14 protein-coding genes and 3 tRNA genes are annotated in these 18,408 nt (G+C 21.3%); 3 read left to right on the plus strand and 14 right to left on the minus strand.

Features of this window, described 5'->3' with window-relative positions:
• Nucleotides 1-310: 310 nt before the first annotated feature.
• On the plus strand, nt 311-1,327 hold the full coding sequence (gene gpsA / locus AAGD61_RS00235) for an NAD(P)H-dependent glycerol-3-phosphate dehydrogenase (RefSeq protein ID WP_341765045.1): 1,017 nt from the start codon (nt 311-313) through the stop codon (nt 1,325-1,327).
• 40 nt (nt 1,328-1,367) lie between these two features.
• Here gpsA and mrdB read toward each other — a convergent pair whose 3' ends face one another.
• The 14 genes from mrdB to AAGD61_RS00305 all read right to left on the minus strand — a co-directional run bounded on the left by mrdB (nt 1,368) and on the right by AAGD61_RS00305 (nt 14,416).
• Nucleotides 1,368-2,480, minus strand: a complete 1,113-nt coding sequence (gene mrdB / locus AAGD61_RS00240; RefSeq protein WP_341765284.1) for a peptidoglycan glycosyltransferase MrdB — start codon at nt 2,478-2,480, stop codon at nt 1,368-1,370.
• Between the two features lie 53 nt (nt 2,481-2,533).
• Nucleotides 2,534-4,405: a peptidoglycan DD-transpeptidase MrdA gene (mrdA, locus tag AAGD61_RS00245; protein ID WP_341765046.1), complete on the minus strand. Its 1,872-nt coding sequence runs from the start codon at nt 4,403-4,405 to the stop codon at nt 2,534-2,536.
• Nucleotides 4,406-4,491: 86 nt separating this feature from the next.
• Complete coding sequence (nadD, locus tag AAGD61_RS00250) at nt 4,492-5,154, minus strand: nicotinate-nucleotide adenylyltransferase (RefSeq protein WP_341765047.1); 663 nt, start codon at nt 5,152-5,154, stop codon at nt 4,492-4,494.
• 8 nt (nt 5,155-5,162) lie between these two features.
• Nucleotides 5,163-6,188, minus strand: coding sequence for a DNA polymerase III subunit delta (gene holA, locus AAGD61_RS00255; RefSeq protein ID WP_341765048.1), 1,026 nt, complete (start codon nt 6,186-6,188; stop codon nt 5,163-5,165).
• A gap of 32 nt (nt 6,189-6,220) precedes the next feature.
• Entirely contained in the window at nt 6,221-6,706 is a 486-nt protein-coding gene (gene lptE / locus AAGD61_RS00260) for an LPS assembly lipoprotein LptE (protein ID WP_341765049.1), read from the minus strand.
• Entirely contained in the window at nt 6,694-9,240 is a 2,547-nt protein-coding gene (gene leuS, locus AAGD61_RS00265) for a leucine--tRNA ligase (protein ID WP_341765050.1), read from the minus strand. The genes lptE and leuS overlap by 13 nt, the downstream gene beginning before the upstream one ends.
• 259 nt (nt 9,241-9,499) lie before the next feature.
• Nucleotides 9,500-11,023: an apolipoprotein N-acyltransferase gene (lnt, locus tag AAGD61_RS00270; RefSeq protein ID WP_341765051.1), complete on the minus strand. Its 1,524-nt coding sequence runs from the start codon at nt 11,021-11,023 to the stop codon at nt 9,500-9,502.
• 161 nt (nt 11,024-11,184) lie between these two features.
• Nucleotides 11,185-11,418 carry a hypothetical protein gene (locus tag AAGD61_RS00275; RefSeq protein WP_341765052.1) on the minus strand — a complete coding sequence of 78 codons (234 nt, stop codon included), beginning with the start codon at nt 11,416-11,418 and terminating at the stop codon, nt 11,185-11,187.
• Nucleotides 11,419-11,577: 159 nt separating this feature from the next.
• Complete coding sequence (locus AAGD61_RS00280) at nt 11,578-11,739, minus strand: hypothetical protein (RefSeq protein WP_341765053.1); 162 nt, start codon at nt 11,737-11,739, stop codon at nt 11,578-11,580.
• 283 nt (nt 11,740-12,022) lie between these two features.
• The gene (ybeY, locus tag AAGD61_RS00285) at nt 12,023-12,475 is read right to left on the minus strand and encodes an rRNA maturation RNase YbeY (RefSeq protein WP_341765054.1); all 453 of its coding nucleotides are present in this window, start codon (nt 12,473-12,475) and stop codon (nt 12,023-12,025) included.
• 35 nt (nt 12,476-12,510) lie between these two features.
• A complete protein-coding gene (miaB, locus tag AAGD61_RS00290; protein ID WP_341765055.1) occupies nt 12,511-13,842 on the minus strand; it encodes a tRNA (N6-isopentenyl adenosine(37)-C2)-methylthiotransferase MiaB in 1,332 nt (443 codons plus the stop codon).
• A gap of 313 nt (nt 13,843-14,155) precedes the next feature.
• Nucleotides 14,156-14,226 (minus strand) — tRNA-Gln (locus AAGD61_RS00295).
• Between the two features lie 29 nt (nt 14,227-14,255).
• A tRNA-Leu gene (locus AAGD61_RS00300) sits at nt 14,256-14,336 on the minus strand.
• 6 nt (nt 14,337-14,342) lie between these two features.
• Nucleotides 14,343-14,416 (minus strand) — tRNA-Met (locus AAGD61_RS00305).
• Between the two features lie 399 nt (nt 14,417-14,815).
• Here AAGD61_RS00305 and glnS point away from each other — a divergent pair.
• Together glnS and AAGD61_RS00315 are read left to right on the plus strand one after the other, a co-directional pair.
• Nucleotides 14,816-16,486 (plus strand): glutamine--tRNA ligase, encoded by a 1,671-nt coding sequence (gene glnS / locus AAGD61_RS00310; RefSeq protein ID WP_341765056.1) that lies wholly within the window; start codon nt 14,816-14,818, stop codon nt 16,484-16,486.
• A gap of 559 nt (nt 16,487-17,045) precedes the next feature.
• Entirely contained in the window at nt 17,046-17,789 is a 744-nt protein-coding gene (locus AAGD61_RS00315; protein ID WP_341765057.1) for a Nif3-like dinuclear metal center hexameric protein, read from the plus strand.
• The last annotated feature ends 619 nt before the right edge of the window (nt 17,790-18,408 follow it).

The following is an 18,408-nucleotide window of genomic DNA, read 5'->3' on the forward strand; positions in this document are numbered from 1 at the left end:
GATAATATTTATAATTTTGTTTTTTTTTAAAAATTGTTAAAGTTTTTTATGTAATAAAATATGTTATTTTTAAAATGTTTATTTATAAAAAATTGTAATTTTTTATGGTTTTTATTATAAAACATAAAATGTTTTGTATAAAATATAAATAATTTTTATATTTAAAAAAAACGATAAAATATACTATATACTAAATAATTGTAGTTTTATATAAATTTTTATAAAAAATAATTTTTTTTATATTTTTATTTTATTTTTTTATTTTTTATGATAAAAATAATTTAAATTAAAAAAAATAAAAAGGTTTTTAATGAAGACTTATTCAATTACAATAATTGGTGCTGGTTCTTATGGAACTGCTTTAGCAGTTATGTTATCTAGTAATAAACATGAAGTTGTTTTGTGGGGGCATAAAATAAATCATATTAAGAAATTAAAACAAGATAGAATGAATAAAAAATTTTTACCTGATATCAGTTTTCCTGAAAAATTATTACTTGAAACAAATTTAGAAATTGCTGTTAATATGAATAAAAATATTTTGATTGTTGTTCCAAGTTATGTTTTTGGTGATGTTTTAAGACAAATAAAACCATTTTTAAAAAATGATTCTCGTATAATTTGGGCTACTAAGGGATTAGAAAAAAATACTGGACGTTTATTACAAGATGTAGCTCGTGAAATATTAGGAGAAAAAATTCATCTTGCAGTATTATCAGGTCCGACTTTTGCAATAGAATTAGCAAAAGGAATGCCTACAGCTATTGTTATAGCAGCAAGCAACGATAAATTTGCTGATGATTTACAAAAAATATTTCATTGTGATAAAAATTTTCGTGTTTATAAAAATAGAGATATGATTGGAGTTCAAGTAGGTGGTGTAGTTAAGAATATTATAGCTATAGGTGTAGGAATATCTGATGGTATGGGTTTTGGTTCTAATGCTCGTACTGCATTAATTACTCGTGGTTTAGCTGAAATGAGTCGACTTGGTATTGCATTAGGTGCAAATATATCATCATTTATGGGAATGTCAGGATTAGGTGATTTAGTGTTAACGTGTACTGATGATAAATCTCGTAATCGTAAATTTGGATTAATGCTTGGTTCTGGCTTTTCTGTTAAAGAAGCAGAAAATAAAATTGGAAAAATTATTGAAGGATATCATAATATAAGAGAAGTAAAAATATTAGCTAATTCTAAAAATGTTGAAATGCCAATTACTCAACAAATTTATGAAATTGTTTATTTTAATAAAAATTTATTAGAAGTTGTTCGTTCTTTACTTGAACGTTCAACAAAAGATGAATTTTTTGGATATTCTTAATTTTATATTAAGATATTTTTTTGAATAAAGTTTTTAAAAATTATAAACTTTTTGATAAAAATTTTTTATTAGTATGTATCGACATAATTATTCCAAAACTTGACATTAATACTATTAATGCTGACCCCCCATAACTCATTAATGGAAGTGGTATACCTACAATTGGTAATATCCCGCTTACCATACCAATGTTTACGAAACAATATATAAAAAATATTAATGTTAAACTACCAACTATAATTCGGCCAAAAGTATTTTGTGCATTATTTGCGATATATAAACATCTTATTACTAATAAAATATATAATGTTAATAATATTAATACCCCAATTAAACCTAATTCTTCTGCTAAAACAGCAAAAATAAAATCTGTATGTCTTTCTGGAAGAAATTCAAGTTGTGATTGCGTTCCTTGTAACCAACCTTTTCCAGTAAAACCACCTGATCCTATAGCAATTTTAGATTGAATTATATGATATCCAGCGCCTAATGGGTCAGAATCAGGATTTAACAGCATAATAATACGTGATCGTTGATAATCATGCATTAAAAAGTACCAAAGAAATGGAATAAATAATGATAATATTATTATCGAAATGATTATTAATTTTCAACTTATTCCTGCTAGAAATAAAACAAATATACCAGATAAAGCAATAAGAATTGCTGTTCCTAAATCTGGTTGTATTGCTACTAATAAAGTTGGTATGCTAATAATTATTAATGCTATTAATGTTTTTTTAGAAGATGGTGGATATGAATTTCTGTTTATAAAACGTGCAATCATTAAAGGTACAGCAATTTTAGCAATTTCTGAAGGTTGAAAACGAATAAATCCAAAATCTAACCAACGTTGAGCTCCTTTTGTTATTTCTCCAAAAATGTTAGCTAATATTAATAAAATAATACAAAAAATAAATAAGTGTATAGCTAATTTTTCGTATATACGAGGAGAAATTTGAGCCATTAAAAACATAATTATAATACCACTTATTATTTGTGTAATTTTTTTTTCTATTTTATATATATCTTGTCCACATGCGCTCCACATAACAAATATACTATATATAAGTAATGCAGTAATAATTAATAACATTGGTATATCAATATGAAAACGTTTTAATAATGATTTTTTTTTATTGTTGTTCGTAATATAGTTATATTTCATGTTTTTTATAAAAAAATATTAATAATTTTATATTATATTTATATATTTTTTTTTGACGAAGTATTTTTATTATTATTTATTAATATAAAATCAAATATTTGTCTAACAATATTCCCGATTGAAATATTTCCTACTCCGCCGTTTTCTAAAATAATAGAAATAGCTATTGATGGTTTATCATATGGAGCATATGCTATCATTAATTTATGATCTCTTAAATGTTCTGCTAATTTATTTGCATTATATGTATTATAACTAAAAATTTGTGCAGTACCAGATTTAGCTGCTACTTTATATGTAGTATTAATAAAGTTATGTTGTACTGTACCATTGTATGCATTTGCAACACCATACATTCCTTGTTTTACTAATTGCCAAAAACAAGAATGTATGGTGTTGTTTTGTTTTTTGTTTTCTTTGTAAAAAGTAATTGTATTTCCTAATTTTGTACTGTATAATAAATGTGGTGTTATTATTTTTCCATTATTAATTAGTATCATTAAAGCATTAGAAATTTGAATTGGTGTTGCTGTCCAATAACCTTGTCCAATACCAATTGGTATTGTATCTCCTTGGTACCAAGGTTTTTTATATTTTTTTTGTTTCCATTTTCGATTCGGCATAATCCCTGAACGTTCTTCAAGAATATCAATTCCTGTATTTTTACCGAAACCAAAACGTATCATCCATTTTGATAATTTATCAATACCTAAATCATATGCAATTTGATAAAAAAATGTATCTGAAGATTCAATAATTGATTTTATTATATTAAGTTTACCGTGCCCCCATCGTTTCCAATCACGGTATCGTTTTTCTGATCCAGGTAACTGCCACCATCCAGGATCAAAAATAATTGTATTTGGAGTAATTATTTTTTCAGTTAATGCTGCTATTGAAATAAAAGGTTTTACTGTTGATGCAGGAGGATAAATACCTTGAATTGTTCTATTAATTAGTGGTTTATTTGGATTTTTTAATAATGTTTGATAATCTTTATTTGAAATCCCGTTTACAAATTGATTAGAATCATAACTTGGATTTGATACTAATGCTAATATTTCACCATTTCTTGGATTTGTTACTATAACTGCTGCTCTGCTTGTTTTTAGAATTTTTTCAATGTAAATTTGTAATTTTAAATCTATAGTTAAATATATATCATGTCCAGCTTGAGGTGGTTGTTTATGAAGTTGACGTATTACACGTCCATGGCTATTTATTTCGACTTCTTCATATCCTGTTTTTCCATGTAAAATTTTTTCGTAATATCGTTCTATACCTATTTTACCTATATTATGATCTGCTGTATAATTTGATAAAAGTTTTTCTTTGTCAAGTTGTTCTAAATCTTTATTATTAATTTTTGATACATAACCAATTATGTGTGTGAGTGTTGGTCCATAAGGATATAATCTTCGTTGATAACTTTTTATTTCAACTCCTGGAAAACGATATTGATTTACTGAAAAACGTGCCACTTGAATTTCGTTTAATTGATTTTTTAAAATTATAGGTGTAAAACTATGAGACCGTTTGTGTTCTTTTTGAAAAATAAAAATTTCTTCATTTGTTAAATTGACAATATCACGTAGTTTATTAAATGTTTCTTTTAATGAAAAGATTTTTTCAGGAATTATTTCTAATTGATAATAAGTATTATTTAATGCTAATTGACGTCCCATTCTATCATAAATTATACCTCTGCTTGGTGAAATTGGTAAAAGTTTTATTCTGTTATCATTTGATCGAGTTTTGTAACCTTCATGTTTTATAATTTGTAAATTAAATAAATTAATAATTATAATTAATGTTAAAATAATAATAATTACGAATGAGATAAATGTTCTACGAATAAATAAAATAGATTCAGCTGTATGATCTCGAAAAAAATGATATTGTTTTTTCATGAAATAATTTTATATTTTTATTTTTAATTAATTTTTAATTTAACAAATTATATTAATATTAATTATAAATATCTATTTTATTATTTTTAATAAATTTTTTGATAAAGATTTTGTTGTTTTATATATTGTATAACTGTTTTTGGGGTTAAACTATCACATGATTTATTAAGAAAAATTTTTTGACGTATTTCTGTTGATGAAATATTTTCTAATGGTGTTTTTGCTAGAAAAATATATCCATTTGGAAAATATTTTAATCGTTTATTATCGTTTATTAAATTTTTAAATAACCAATTTTTTATTTTTAAATTATTTATTTTTTTGTAGCAATTTCGTGGGTAAACTAATAAATGACAATTATTTAAGATTTTATCCCATTTTTTCCATGTATTAATAGAAAACAATAAATCTTCGCCTATAATAAAAATTATTGGTTGTTTTATTCCAATTTTTTTTCTTAAATTTATTAATGTATCAATAGTATATGAAGTTATTTTTTTTTTTTCATATAAATTAATTTTAAATAACGGACGATTTTTTATAGCTAAATTAATCATTTCTATTCGTTGTTTATAATTAGCATATGGTTTTTTATGATTAGGAGTAATATTGTTAGGTAATAAATTTATTTTATTTAATCCTATTTGTTTAGCTAAATTCTCAAGAGGTCGTATATGTCCATAATGAATTGGGTCAAAAGTTCCTCCAAAAAATGTATGTAAAATATTTTTTATATTAGTTTTTAACATTTGTTTTTTTAAATTTTAAAAAAAATTGTATTTTTTTTTGATATTAACATAGATAATGATTGTAATTCAAACCATATTGATGAGTAAATATTTTGTTTTATATTTAGTTCTATTTTTGTTAATAATAAAAAAATATTTTGTAATTGATTAAATGTTAATTGTTGTAATGTTTTATTTAATAACCATCTATTGTTTTGATAAATTTTATCTTTGTTTAATGATATTTTAAAATTTTTATTTAATGTTTGATATTTTAAAGTTGTTAATAATATTAGTTCGCGTTGAATGTTTCGTAATAATATTAATGGGTTAATGTTTTCTTGTTTTAGTTTTTTTAAAATATGCCATGAACGATATAAATCACCTTTTAATACTGTATTAATTCAATGGTATGGTGTGAAATAGGCTGAATCTTTTACAATAGTTTTTATACGTGAATAAGTTATTTTTCCATCTGTAAATAACAAAGAAAGTAATTCTAAAGTTTGCATGAGTTCTAATAAGTTTCCTTCATAACAATAGCAAAGTAGTTGATTTGATTTGTCATCTAATGATAGTTTCATATTGTTTGTTTTTTTTGTAAGTCATGTTGATAAATCTTGATATTTAAGTGAAGAACAGTTAATTTGAATACCATTATTAATAATTAATTTAAACCAATCATTATTTTTTTTATTTTTATTAATATTATTAATTATTAAAATTAATAATAAATTTTTATGAAGTAAATTTATTATTTGTTTTATTTTTTCAGAAATATTAAGTGTTATGTTATCATCATAAAATATTAAAGTAATTGTTTGACGAACAGAAAAAATGCTATTTGTTTTACAAAATATAAAAATTTTTTCCCAATCAGTATTTTGTTCTATAAAAAATGTTAAATGTTCATTAAAACCATATTTTTTTGCTATTTTTTTGATTTTATTTAAACTTTCTTTAATAAAAAAATGTTCCGTACCATAAATTAAATAATATTTTTTAAAATTTTTTTGTAAGTAATATGTTAAATTTTCTGGTTTTATGTGATTCATTATTTTATATGTTTTATAATTTTAATTGCGTTTTATTTTTTATGTGAATAAATAAATAGTAAGTTATGTATTAAATTATGAATAGCTTCTTCTTGCATTTCTTGCATAATAGTATCTTTTTCAGTATCTTTTGCTAATGCTTTTAAATTGTTTTCGAAAAAAGTACGTTCAATTTTATTATTTAATTTATAAAATTTATTATTATTTATTATTAATTCTGTATTAATTGTAAATATTAATTGTTTTTCTGCTGCTTTTCCATCACAAAAAATAGATAAAGTTCTTGTATCTTCAAAAAAATTAATTATATTTAATATTGGTGTATTTCTGTTTGTTTTTGATAGATCAAAATTTTTTATTTTTAATTGTTCAATGAGTGTTTTTATAAAATAACTATATTGTTTATTTGAATTCAATTGCAGTTCTTTTTTTTCTGTTTCAGAAAAAATGTTTTTTTGGAAATGAAAACCACATCCTGTATTTATTAAAATAAATAAAAATAGAATTATATAATGCATTTGTTTTTAATAATTAATAAAAATCAATTAATAATAAAATTTAATAATTTATTAGGTATGTAAATAGTATTTATAATATTACCTTTTTTAATATATTTAGATATATTTGATTTTTTTTGTGCTTCATTAAAAATAAAATTTTCGTTTGAGTTATTTGGGACATTAATACATCCTCGTGTTTTTCCATTGATTTGAATAATAATTAGTTGAAAATTATTTTTTATAGCTTTTTTATCAACAGTTGGCCAATTAACAAAATCAATATTTTCTTTGTGTCCTAAAAAATTCCACATTTCAAAACAAACATGTGGAATAATTGGTGATAACATTAATACGATTGCTTCTAAAGATTCTTTAATTAATGCTAAATCTTCTTTTGTTTCTTGTGGTATATTACACAATTTATTTGTGAATTTCATTATAGCCGCGATTGCTGTATTAAATGTATGTCTTCGTTCAATATCATCAGTAACTTTTTCAATTGTTTTATGTAAAAAATAACGTATTTTTTTTTGTTCTGTTGTTAATGATTTTTTAATTAAAATACATGTTGTTTTTTTTTGAGTAAAGTTATAAACTAAACTCCATATTTTTTTAATAAAACGATTAGCTCCTTTAATATTAGATTCTTGCCATTCAATTGTTGATTCTGGCGGAGCTGCAAACATTAAAAATAAACGTAGAGTATCCGCTCCATATTTTTCAATGATTTTTTCTGGATCTATACCATTGTTTTTAGATTTAGACATTTTACACATACCTGCATAAATTAATTTATGACATTTGTTGTCTGTTGCATTAATAATATTATTTTTATTATCACGTTTTAATGAAATATTTTCATTTGACACCCAAATTCGTTGTCCATTATTTTTAATATAGTAAAATGTATCAGAAAGAACCATACCTTGGCATAATAAATTTTTTACTGGTTCATCTGAATTTATTAATTTTAAATCTCTCATTAATTTATGGAATAAACGAAAATACAATAAATGTAAAATTGCATGTTCAATCCCACCAATATACTGGTCTACAGGTAACCAATATGCAGCTGTTATTGGATCAATCATTCCATGGTTATATTTAGGACAAGTGTAACGTGCATAATACCAAGATGATTCTATAAAAGTATCGAATGTGTCTGTTTCTCGAAATGCAAATTTATTTTTTATGGATATATTTTTATATTTATTGTTATTTTTTAATTTGTTATTAATAGTATGTATTACAGGTAATTCTTCTTCTGGTATAGTAATAATGTTTCCATCTTTCATTGTTGCTATTGGAATAGGTGTACCCCAATAACGTTGTCGTGAAATACACCAATCATGTAATTTATAATTAATTTTATGTTTTCCTGCACCAATTGAAATTAGTTTTTTAAGAATACTTTTTGATGCTGTTTCAGGATTCAATCCTGTAAATTCTTCTGAATTAATTAAAATATTTTCTATAGAAATAACTTTTTTTATTGGAATGTTATATTCTTTTGCAAAATTTAAATATGTATTATTATGTGCAGGTATTGCTATATTTGCTTCATCATTTGATTCAACAGGAATAAAATTAATAATCCAAATTGGTAAAAAATTTTTTGTTAATGGATGAATAACATCCATATTTAAATAAAATCCTTTTATATTTGTTTCTTTTAATTTTTTATTTTTTATTTCATTACATTCTTTGATAAATTGAATAATTTTATGATTATTAATATCAATTTCTTTTATTATTGGATGATTAATTGTTATTGCTATAAATGTTGCACCCATAAAAGTACTTAGATTTGTTGTGTATATAGTTATTATTTTACTGGTATTTACTATATTGAAATCAATTTCTATTCCTTCTGTTCTACCAATCCAATTACGTTGCATATTTTTAACTTGTTTTGGCCAATTTTTAAGTTTATCAAGATCATTTAATAATTCTTCTGCATATGCGGTTATTTTAATAAACCATTGTGGAATTTTTTTTAGTTCTATGATGGAATCACAATTCCAACATCTACCATTAATAACTTGTTCATTAGCTAAAACGGTTAAGTCGTTTGGGCACCAATTTACTAATGATAATTTTTTATATACTAATTTTTTTTTGTACAATTTTATAAAAAACCATTGCTCCCAACGATAATATTCTGGTTTACAAGTAGTTATTTCTCGATCCCAATCATAACTAAATCCAAGTGTTTTTAATTGTTTTCTCATATAGCGAATATTATTATAAGTCCATTTTTCCGGTGTTGTATTATTTTTTATAGCTGCATTTTCTGCAGGTAACCCAAATGCATCCCAACCAATTGGTTGTAAAACATTTTTACCTAACATACGTTGATAACGAGATATAACATCTCCAATTGTATAATTTCGTATATGTCCCATATGTAATTTTCCAGATGGATAAGGAATCATTGATAAACAATAATATTTTTCTTTGTTTTTATCTTCAATTACTTTAAATGTTTTATTTTTTTTCCAATAATTTTGTATTTTTTTTTCTATATTTTTATGGCAGTATTGTTTTTTCATTTTAAAAAAATCCTTATACCATGTATTTAAAAAAATATTTTAATAAAAAATTTATGTTTTTTAGTAAAAAATTTTATGTATTTTAAATATTTTATTTAAATTAATTGTTTTTTAACAAAATATATTATTTTATTTTCAACAAAAAACTAATTAAGTAATGTATTTTATATTTTAATTTAATTAATTTTATTGAGTAATTTTATATCTTATGTAGTGAAATATTATATTTGAATATTTTTATTTATTATATAAAAAATATTTATTTATTACGATTTAAAATATATCCTACTATAATAAATATTATTGTAATAATTCATGTTGGAATATTTCCCCAAAAAACATATGGTGTAGTACCTATTGAAGGATAAATTTCACTTGTTAGTACAGTTGTTTTAAATTGTGGTATTATGTTTTGAATTGACCCATAAGAGTTTATTATAGCTGTAATTCCGTTATTTGTAGCATATATCAGTGGTCTACCTAATTCTAATGAACGCATTCTTGCCATTTGTAAATGTTGCCAAGGTCCTATCGTTTTTCCAAACCATACATCATTAGAAACAGTAAGTAAATATTTGCTTGATGTGTTAAAATTATCGTGAATTTGTGTTCCTAAAATAATTTCATAACAAATTGCAGCAGTAATATTGATATTATTTACTATTAATTGTTTTTGTTTGTAATTACCTTTAGAAAATTCTGGTATTTTAAAGTTTAAAAATTGCATAATGGGTTTTATTATTTTTTCTATAGGTAAAAATTCTCCAAATGGAACCAAATGATGTTTATCGTATCTATTTTTTGTTGGGTATTTATATTGTGTTTTATTACCTAATACAATAATACTATTTAATAATTTATTATTTGTATTTTTTTGATCAATATCTATTATTCCTGTTATTAAATTAGTATTAGATTTTTTTAAAATTTCATCTATAGTTTTTAACCAAAATTGATTTTCAAATTCTAATGATGGTATAGCAGATTCCGGCCAAATTATTATGTTGCTTTTTCCTATATATGGTTTCGAAAGATTTATGTATATGTTTTTGATTTTTTTTAAAAAATTAGGTTCCCAATTTAAAGATTGTTTTATATTACCCTGTACTAATGAAACAATTATTTTTTCATTATTTAATGTTTTTGTCCATTTTAAATTTCTTGTTAATGATAAAAAAAATAAAAAAAATATACTATAAAATAATATTAGAATATTTTTACGAATAATTGATAAAGTAATTAAACCGGTTATATTAAATAGTAAAAAAGTTAACATTTCAACACCAAATATTGGTGCTAATGATTTTATTGGACCATTTATTTGGGTATATCCGAATTGCAATCAAGGAAACCCAGTTAGTATAAAACTACGTAAAAATTCAACAGATTGCCATAATGCAGGTGAAAAAAAACATAATCTTCAAATATTTGTTTTTGGTGTAAAATACGTAAGTAATGCTCCAAAAATTCCTGGATATAATGAAAGATATATTATTAATAATATAATTATAAAGATATTAACAAATAAGTGCAAATCAGTAAATTTTGTTAAACTAACATAAATCCAATTAATTCCTGTTCCAAAAAAACCAATTCCCCATAAAAATCCTATAATAAAAGATTGTTTTATATTTTTTTCTATTGTTAATAAAAGAAGAAATAGAATTGAAAGAATCGCTGCTGGCCAAAAATCGAAAGGAGAATAACTTAGTACACCTATTGAACCAAACAGTAAACTTAAAAACATTTGTAAATATTTTTTTGTAAATAAAGATAAATTCATTGTATTTAATTTAGTTTTTAATTATGATTTTGTTTTATTTTTTATTATTTTTATATGCAGAAGAATAATTTTACAATTATCAATAATAACAATTTTAAATTGATAGTTATTTATTGTTATTGTTTTGTTATGTGTATGTAAACTATTAAAAGTTTGTATTATTAAATCGTTTGTATATCTACTTTTTTGTTATTAAAATTAGTTTTAAATGTTTTATTAAAAATTTTTATTTGAGTTATTGTATGTTTTGAATAAAAATAATTATTTAATTGATAAATATTCATGTTGTCTTGATTATTATATTTATTTTTGAATTTTCCTATAATTAGTTTTAAAATATTGTTAATAGTTATAAGTCTAGATATCAATCTAAATTCATTTATTACAATAGTCATATGATAACGTTAAAAAAATTTTTTAATAGTTTATCTATTTTTATTTTTATGAATAATGGTTGTTTTTTTGTAATATTTTATTAAAATTAAAGTTTTTTATGATATTACGTATAAAATAAAGCAAGTTTTTTGTTATCTTAAATAACTTTAAGATTGTTTTTATCTTTTATTGATAACTGAAAAGTGAAAATCAATTGATTTTATAATTATATTTAGATATTTATCTAAATTTTGATTATATTTTAATATAATATTTTGAAAACGTTGAGTTATAATATCTCGAATACGTTTATTTGCAATATTAACAATACTTTTTAACATATCATGTGTTTTTTAAATTAATTAAATTATTTTGTTTAAATTTATTAATTAATATAATTAAATTTTCATATTTTTTTAGGTTTATTATAAAACAAATATTTTAGTAGTTTAAAAAAATACTTTTTAATATTAAAATTACTACTATTCGATAAGTTAATATCAATCATTACGTTTTTGTTTTTTAATTTTTATTAATAAAAATTAAATTTTATGCAAATTTAATTTTATTATTTATAATAAATATATTAATTCATAAAACTAAAATATATAAAGTATTTTTTTATTAATATTTATTTGAATATCCTAATTCTTTTAAAAATTTTTTTTCTAAATATTCCATTTTTTTAGTTTCATTTATTTTTATGTGATTAAAACCTAATAAATGTAAGCAGCCATGAATAATAATATGAGCTCAATGTTCATTTAAATTTTTTTTTTGCTTAATTGCTTCTTGTATAATAAGTTGTTTACAAATTATTATATCGCCTAATATGTGAGATTTTATTTTAAGTAGTGGTTCAAAAGAAAAAGAAAGTACATTAGTTGCTTTGTTTTTACCGCAAAATTTAAAATTTAGATAACGCGATTCGTTTTTATCTACTATACGAATGTTGATTTCACATTTTTTTTTAAATTTAGATAAAACAGTTTTTAATAAAAATTTAAAAAAATTTTTTGAAGGTAATTTATTTTTTGTTTTACATATTATTTGTATATTAAGATTTATTTTATTCATTTTTAAATCGTTATGTAAATAATTTATTTTTTAATTTATGTTAAAATTTCTCCACGTAAAGAATTTGGTAGTATATTTATAATTTTTACATTTATAAAATTACCAACCATATCTATTGAACCTTTAAAATTTACAATGCGATTATTTTCTGTTCTTCCGAAAAAATCATTTGTATTTTTACGAGAAACTCCTTCAACTAAGATTTTTTGTATTGAATTTAGCATATTTTTACTGTATTTCATTGTTTGTTGATTAATAAGTTTTTGTATTAAATATAGTCGTTGTTTTTTTTCATTTTGAGTTATATTATCTTTTAATTTTGATGCTGGTGTACCAGGGCGTTTTGAATAAATAAAACTATAGCTTGCATCAAAGTTTATATCAGAAATGATATCTATTGTTTTTTTAAAATCATCATAATCTTCTCCTGGAAAACCAATAATGAAATCTGAACTTATTGAAATATTTGGTCTAATTTTACGTAATTTGTTAATTATATTTTTGTATTCAAAAACAGTATACCCTCGTTTCATTTTTTTTAAAATTTTATCAGATCCACTTTGTATTGGTAAGTGTAAATGATTAACTATTTTGTGTGTATAATTATAAACTTCAATGATATCCTCAGTAAATTCAATTGGATGGTTTGTTGTGAAACGAATTCTGTCAATTTCATTTATTTTTGATATAAGTCGTAATAATTTTGAAAATGAACAATTATCACCATTTATTGTTTTACTATGATATGCATTTACATTTTGTCCTAATAGATTAATTTCACGAACTCCTTGTTTTGTAAGTTGTGCTATTTCAAATAGTATATCTTTATAAGGTCTACTAACTTCTTTACCTCGTGTATATGGAACAATACAATATGAGCAATATTTATTGCATCCTTCTATAATTGTTACAAATGCTGTTGGTCCTTTTGCATGTGGTTTTGGAAAATTATTAAATTTTTCATTTTTGGTGAAACTAATATCAATTATCAAACTTCGTTTTTTATTTATTTCATTTATCATATTTGGTAATCTGTGCAAAGTTTGTGGTCCAAAAATAATATCAACATATTTAGCGCGTTGATATATAATTTTTCCTTCTTGTGAAGCAACGCAACCACCGACACAAATAATAATATTTGGATTTATTTTTTTTATTTTTTTCCAACGTCCTAATTGATGAAAAACTTTTTCTTGTGATTTTTCACGAATTGAACAAGTATTTAATAATAAAATATCAGCTTCTTCTGCATTTTCAGTTTTTTCAAATCCATGACTATTTTTTAATAAAGAAAAAATTTTAGATGAATCATACTGATTCATTTGGCAACCAAATGTTTTAATGTATAATTTTTTGTTTGTTAACATTTTATTTATCCAAAATTTTTATAAAAACATATTTTATTTTAAATTAATTATTTAAAAATTAATAATTTTATTTTTTTAAAAAAAATTTAAAATTTTTTTAATTTTTATTTTTAATATGTTTTATGTAATATTTAAATAATGTTAGTTTTTTGATAAAATGATTTATTTATAAAAAATAAGTAATAATTTATTTTTTTGTAAGAAATTATAATAAAGTTATATTACAAGTAAAATATTTTAAATATATCAAATGTATTTAAAATTTAGTTATAACTTTAGTTTTTTTTGATTTTAGGTTTTTTAAAATATATTACTGGGGTACCAGGATTTGAACCTGGGATGCCAGGATCAAAACCTGGTGCCTTACCGCTTGGCTATACCCCATTAGAATAAATTATTAATTTTATTAAACATGCGGGAGGCGAGATTTGAACTCGCACACTCTAGGCGCCAGAATCTAAATCTGATGCGTCTGCCTATTCCGCCACTCCCGCAAATAGTGGCTATGACGGGATTTGAACCTGTGACCCCAACGTTATGAGTGTTGTGCTCTAACCATCTGAGCTACATAGCCATTATTTATAAGCTAAAAATATGTTTTTTATTATGATAATAATATTTTATTCAGTCAACATGTTTTTATAGTTTTATAAAATAAAAATTAATTTTTATCTATAAATTTTATTAAAAAATTATAAAAATTTTCTAATAAATAAAATTAATTTTTATATTAAATATTTGTTTTTCAAAGAATGAAAAATTTCATATATAATGTACACTAAGATTTATATAACGGTTATTACGTAATATATATTTTTTTAAAAAAATATAATTAAATTATTAAAATAAATTTGTAAAATTATATTTTTGAAGATTAAAAAATATATGTATGATATTTATATTTTTAAAAGTAACTGTAAAATAATTTATTATTAAAAATTATTAAAAATTTTATGTTAAGGTTTACTAAAAAATGAATGATTTAAATATTCAAAAAAGAAATTTTATTTATCAAATTATAGAAAATGATTTAAATAATAAAAAAAATATTTTTGTACGTACTAGATTCCCACCTGAACCAAATGGACATTTACATCTTGGTCATGTGAAATCAATTTGTTTAAATTTTGGTGTAGCAAAATATTATAATGGTGAATGTAATTTGCGTTTTGATGATACCAATCCTGCAAAAGAAAAAATAGAATATATAAAATCAATTAAAAAAGATATTAAATGGCTTGGTTTTAAATGAAAAGGAAAAATTAAATATTCATCTGATTATTTCGATATATTATATAAATATGCTGTTGAATTAATTAAAAAAAAATTAGCATATGTTGACGAATTAGATTTCAAACAAATTATTGAATATCGTGGAACATTAAAACATTCTGGGAAAAATAGTCCATATCGTGATCGATCTGTGGAAGAAAATTTAATTTTGTTTGAAAAAATGAGATTTGGCGAAATAAAAGAAGGTAAGGCATGTTTGCGTGCAAAAATTGATATGTCATCTTCATGTATTATTATGCGAGATCCGGTTTTATATAGAATAAAATTTATTAAACATCATAAATTAGGAGATAAATGGTGTATTTATCCAATGTATGATTTTTCGCATTGCATTTCTGATGCTCTAGAAGGTATTAGTCATTCATTATGTACTTTAGAATTTCAAGATAATCGTCGTTTGTATGATTGAATATTAGATAATATAAAGATAAATTCTCGTCCTCGTCAATATGAATTTTCACGTTTAAATATTGAATATTCAGTATTATCAAAACGTAAATTAAATGAGTTAGTAAATAATAAATATGTTACTGGTTGGGATGATCCTCGTTTATTAACTATTTCTGGGTTACGACGTCGTGGTTATACACCATCATCGCTTCGTGATTTTTGCGATAGAATTGGCATTACAAGGCAAGATAGTAATGTAAAAATGGAAATGTTAGAATTTTGTATTCGTCGTGATTTAAATAAAAATGCTTCTCGTGTAATGGCTGTGATTGATCCAGTTCGTGTAATTATTAAAAATATGAATGATAAAGTAGAAATGTTAATTGCTAAGAAATATCCAAATAAAATTAATTCTGATATTCGTAGGATTCCATTTAGTAATGAAATATATATTGATCGTTCAGATTTTCGTGAAAATTCTAATAGTAAATATAATCGATTAGTTTTAGGTAAAGAAGTTCGTCTACGAAATGCTTATGTTATTAAAGCAGAAAAAGTAGAAAAAGATATAAACGGTAAAATAATTACGATTTATTGTAGTTATGATCCAAGTACTTTAAATAAAAATCCTAGTGATGGTAGAAAAATAAAGGGTGTTATTCATTGGGTAAGCGTATCTCATTCTTTACCAGCTGAGATTCGTTTATATGATCGTTTATTTAATATTCCAAACCCAGGATTTAAAAATGATTATTTGTCGCATATAAATAATAATTCTTTAATTATACGTAAAGGTTTTGTTGAATTCAGTTTACATAATGCAAAATCTGAAGATGTTTTTCAATTTGAACGTGAAGGATATTTTTGTGTAGATAATAGTTTAAGTAGTAAAAATAATTTAGTTTTTAATAAAGTTATAGGTTTACGTGATATTACGTTAAAAAAAATAAACAAGTGATAATTAAAAATATGGTATTATTAAACAGTAAAAATTTTACTATATTATAAAATAATTAATTGAATAATTTTTATTGAATTTATTATATATTGCTATTTTTGTATTTAAGAATATTAAATATAAGAAAATTTATTTTTTTTAAGTTATTTTGTTAATATTATATAAAGTTTGTTTTATAAAACTAATATTCAAAAGTAGTAATTATGTTTTGAATTTTTAATATTTTATCTTTATATTATTTTATTTTTGTAAAAATTTATATATTAAAAATGTAATTTTATTTTTTTATTTAAAAAATAGTATTTTTATATTTAAAATTATTTAGTTATTGTTAAAAACAAACTGTTATTTAAAATAATTTAAATAAGTTGTTTATATAATTTGATGATTATTATGTTAAATATTAATGTAATTTAAAGATTAAAATGATTAATTTTTAAACTTTGTAATATTTTATTTATTTTTTTGTTAAAAATTATTTTAAGAAAATTAAAAAACAGTTAATATATTTTTTTATTATTTTCACAAAAAAACATTTTAATGAATTATTTAAAATAAAATTATGAATAACTTTTTATTAGAAAAAATTATTAATGATGAACTTAATATTAACGATTTTAAAGATCATTGTCCAAATGGACTTCAAGTCGAAGGATGTTCTGATGTGAATAAAATAATTACAGGAGTAAGTGCCTGTAAAAATTTACTTGAAGTTTCAGTAAAAAAAAAAGCAGATGCTATAATAGTTCATCATGGATATTTTTGAAAAAATGAACATCTAGTTATAAAAGGAATAAAAAAAAATAGATTAAAAATATTATTAAATAATAATATTAATCTTTATGCTTATCATCTTCCTTTAGATGCTCATAAAAAGATGGGTAATAATACTCAATTGGCATATGTTTTAGGTATAAAAATAAAAGGGCAAATTAATCAATTTGTTCAGTTTGGTATTTTAAGAAATCCATTAACTCCATCTGAATTAACTGTAATATTAGAATCACGTCTTGGTAGAAAAATATTACATTGTGGAAATGATGTAAAAAAAGAAATATACAAAATAGCATGGTGTTCAGGCAGTGGTCATAGTTTTATATTGGAAGCAGCTGAATTTGGTGTGGATGCTTTTATAACTGGTGAAATTTCAGAACAATCTTTTCATATAGCAAAAGAAATGATGATACATATGTATATTGCAGGGCATCATGCAACAGAAAGGTATGGTTTAAAAGAATTGACAAAATGGTTAATAAATAATTATGGTTTAGACGTTAATTTTGTTGATATATATAATATAGCTTAATATATATTAATATTTCGGGTAAAATTAAATATTTTTTTATTTTTAAAAATTTATTTTTTTATAATTGTTTTTTAATTATTTTAAAAAAATTATATTTATTTTATAAAATTCATTTTTTAAATTTATAAAAATTATTTTTTTATTTTTTATAAAAAAGTTAATTATGTTGTTTTAAAATATTATAAAATATGGTTTGTTTTTTAATAAAAAATTAAAAAAAATGTAATTATTAAATTTAATATAACTAATTATTATACAATTTTATTGTAGTTTTTTTTAAATTTTTATATGTTTTATAAAAAAATTATTTATAAAAATGCATTTTAGAATTTTTAATGTTTAAAATATAATATTAAAAAAATAATTTTGTATAATTGTTATTTTTTTAATATTTATAAAATTTATTTTAAAATTTTTTAATATTATTTTCTCTATATTAAAAAATTGTTATTAATATATTTTATTTAAAAGTGTATTGGTATTATTTAATTTTATAAATATCTATTTAAATTATTAATTTAAATTATATTTTATAAATTTATCTTAAACAATAAATGCATGTAATATGTTTATTAGTTAAATAAATTTTATGCTATTGTTTAGTAAAGCTAAAATAAAT

It is taken from the genome of Candidatus Providencia siddallii, assembly GCF_964026685.1.
In the GTDB taxonomy this organism is placed as follows: Bacteria; Pseudomonadota; Gammaproteobacteria; order Enterobacterales; family Enterobacteriaceae; genus Providencia_A; species Providencia_A siddallii_A.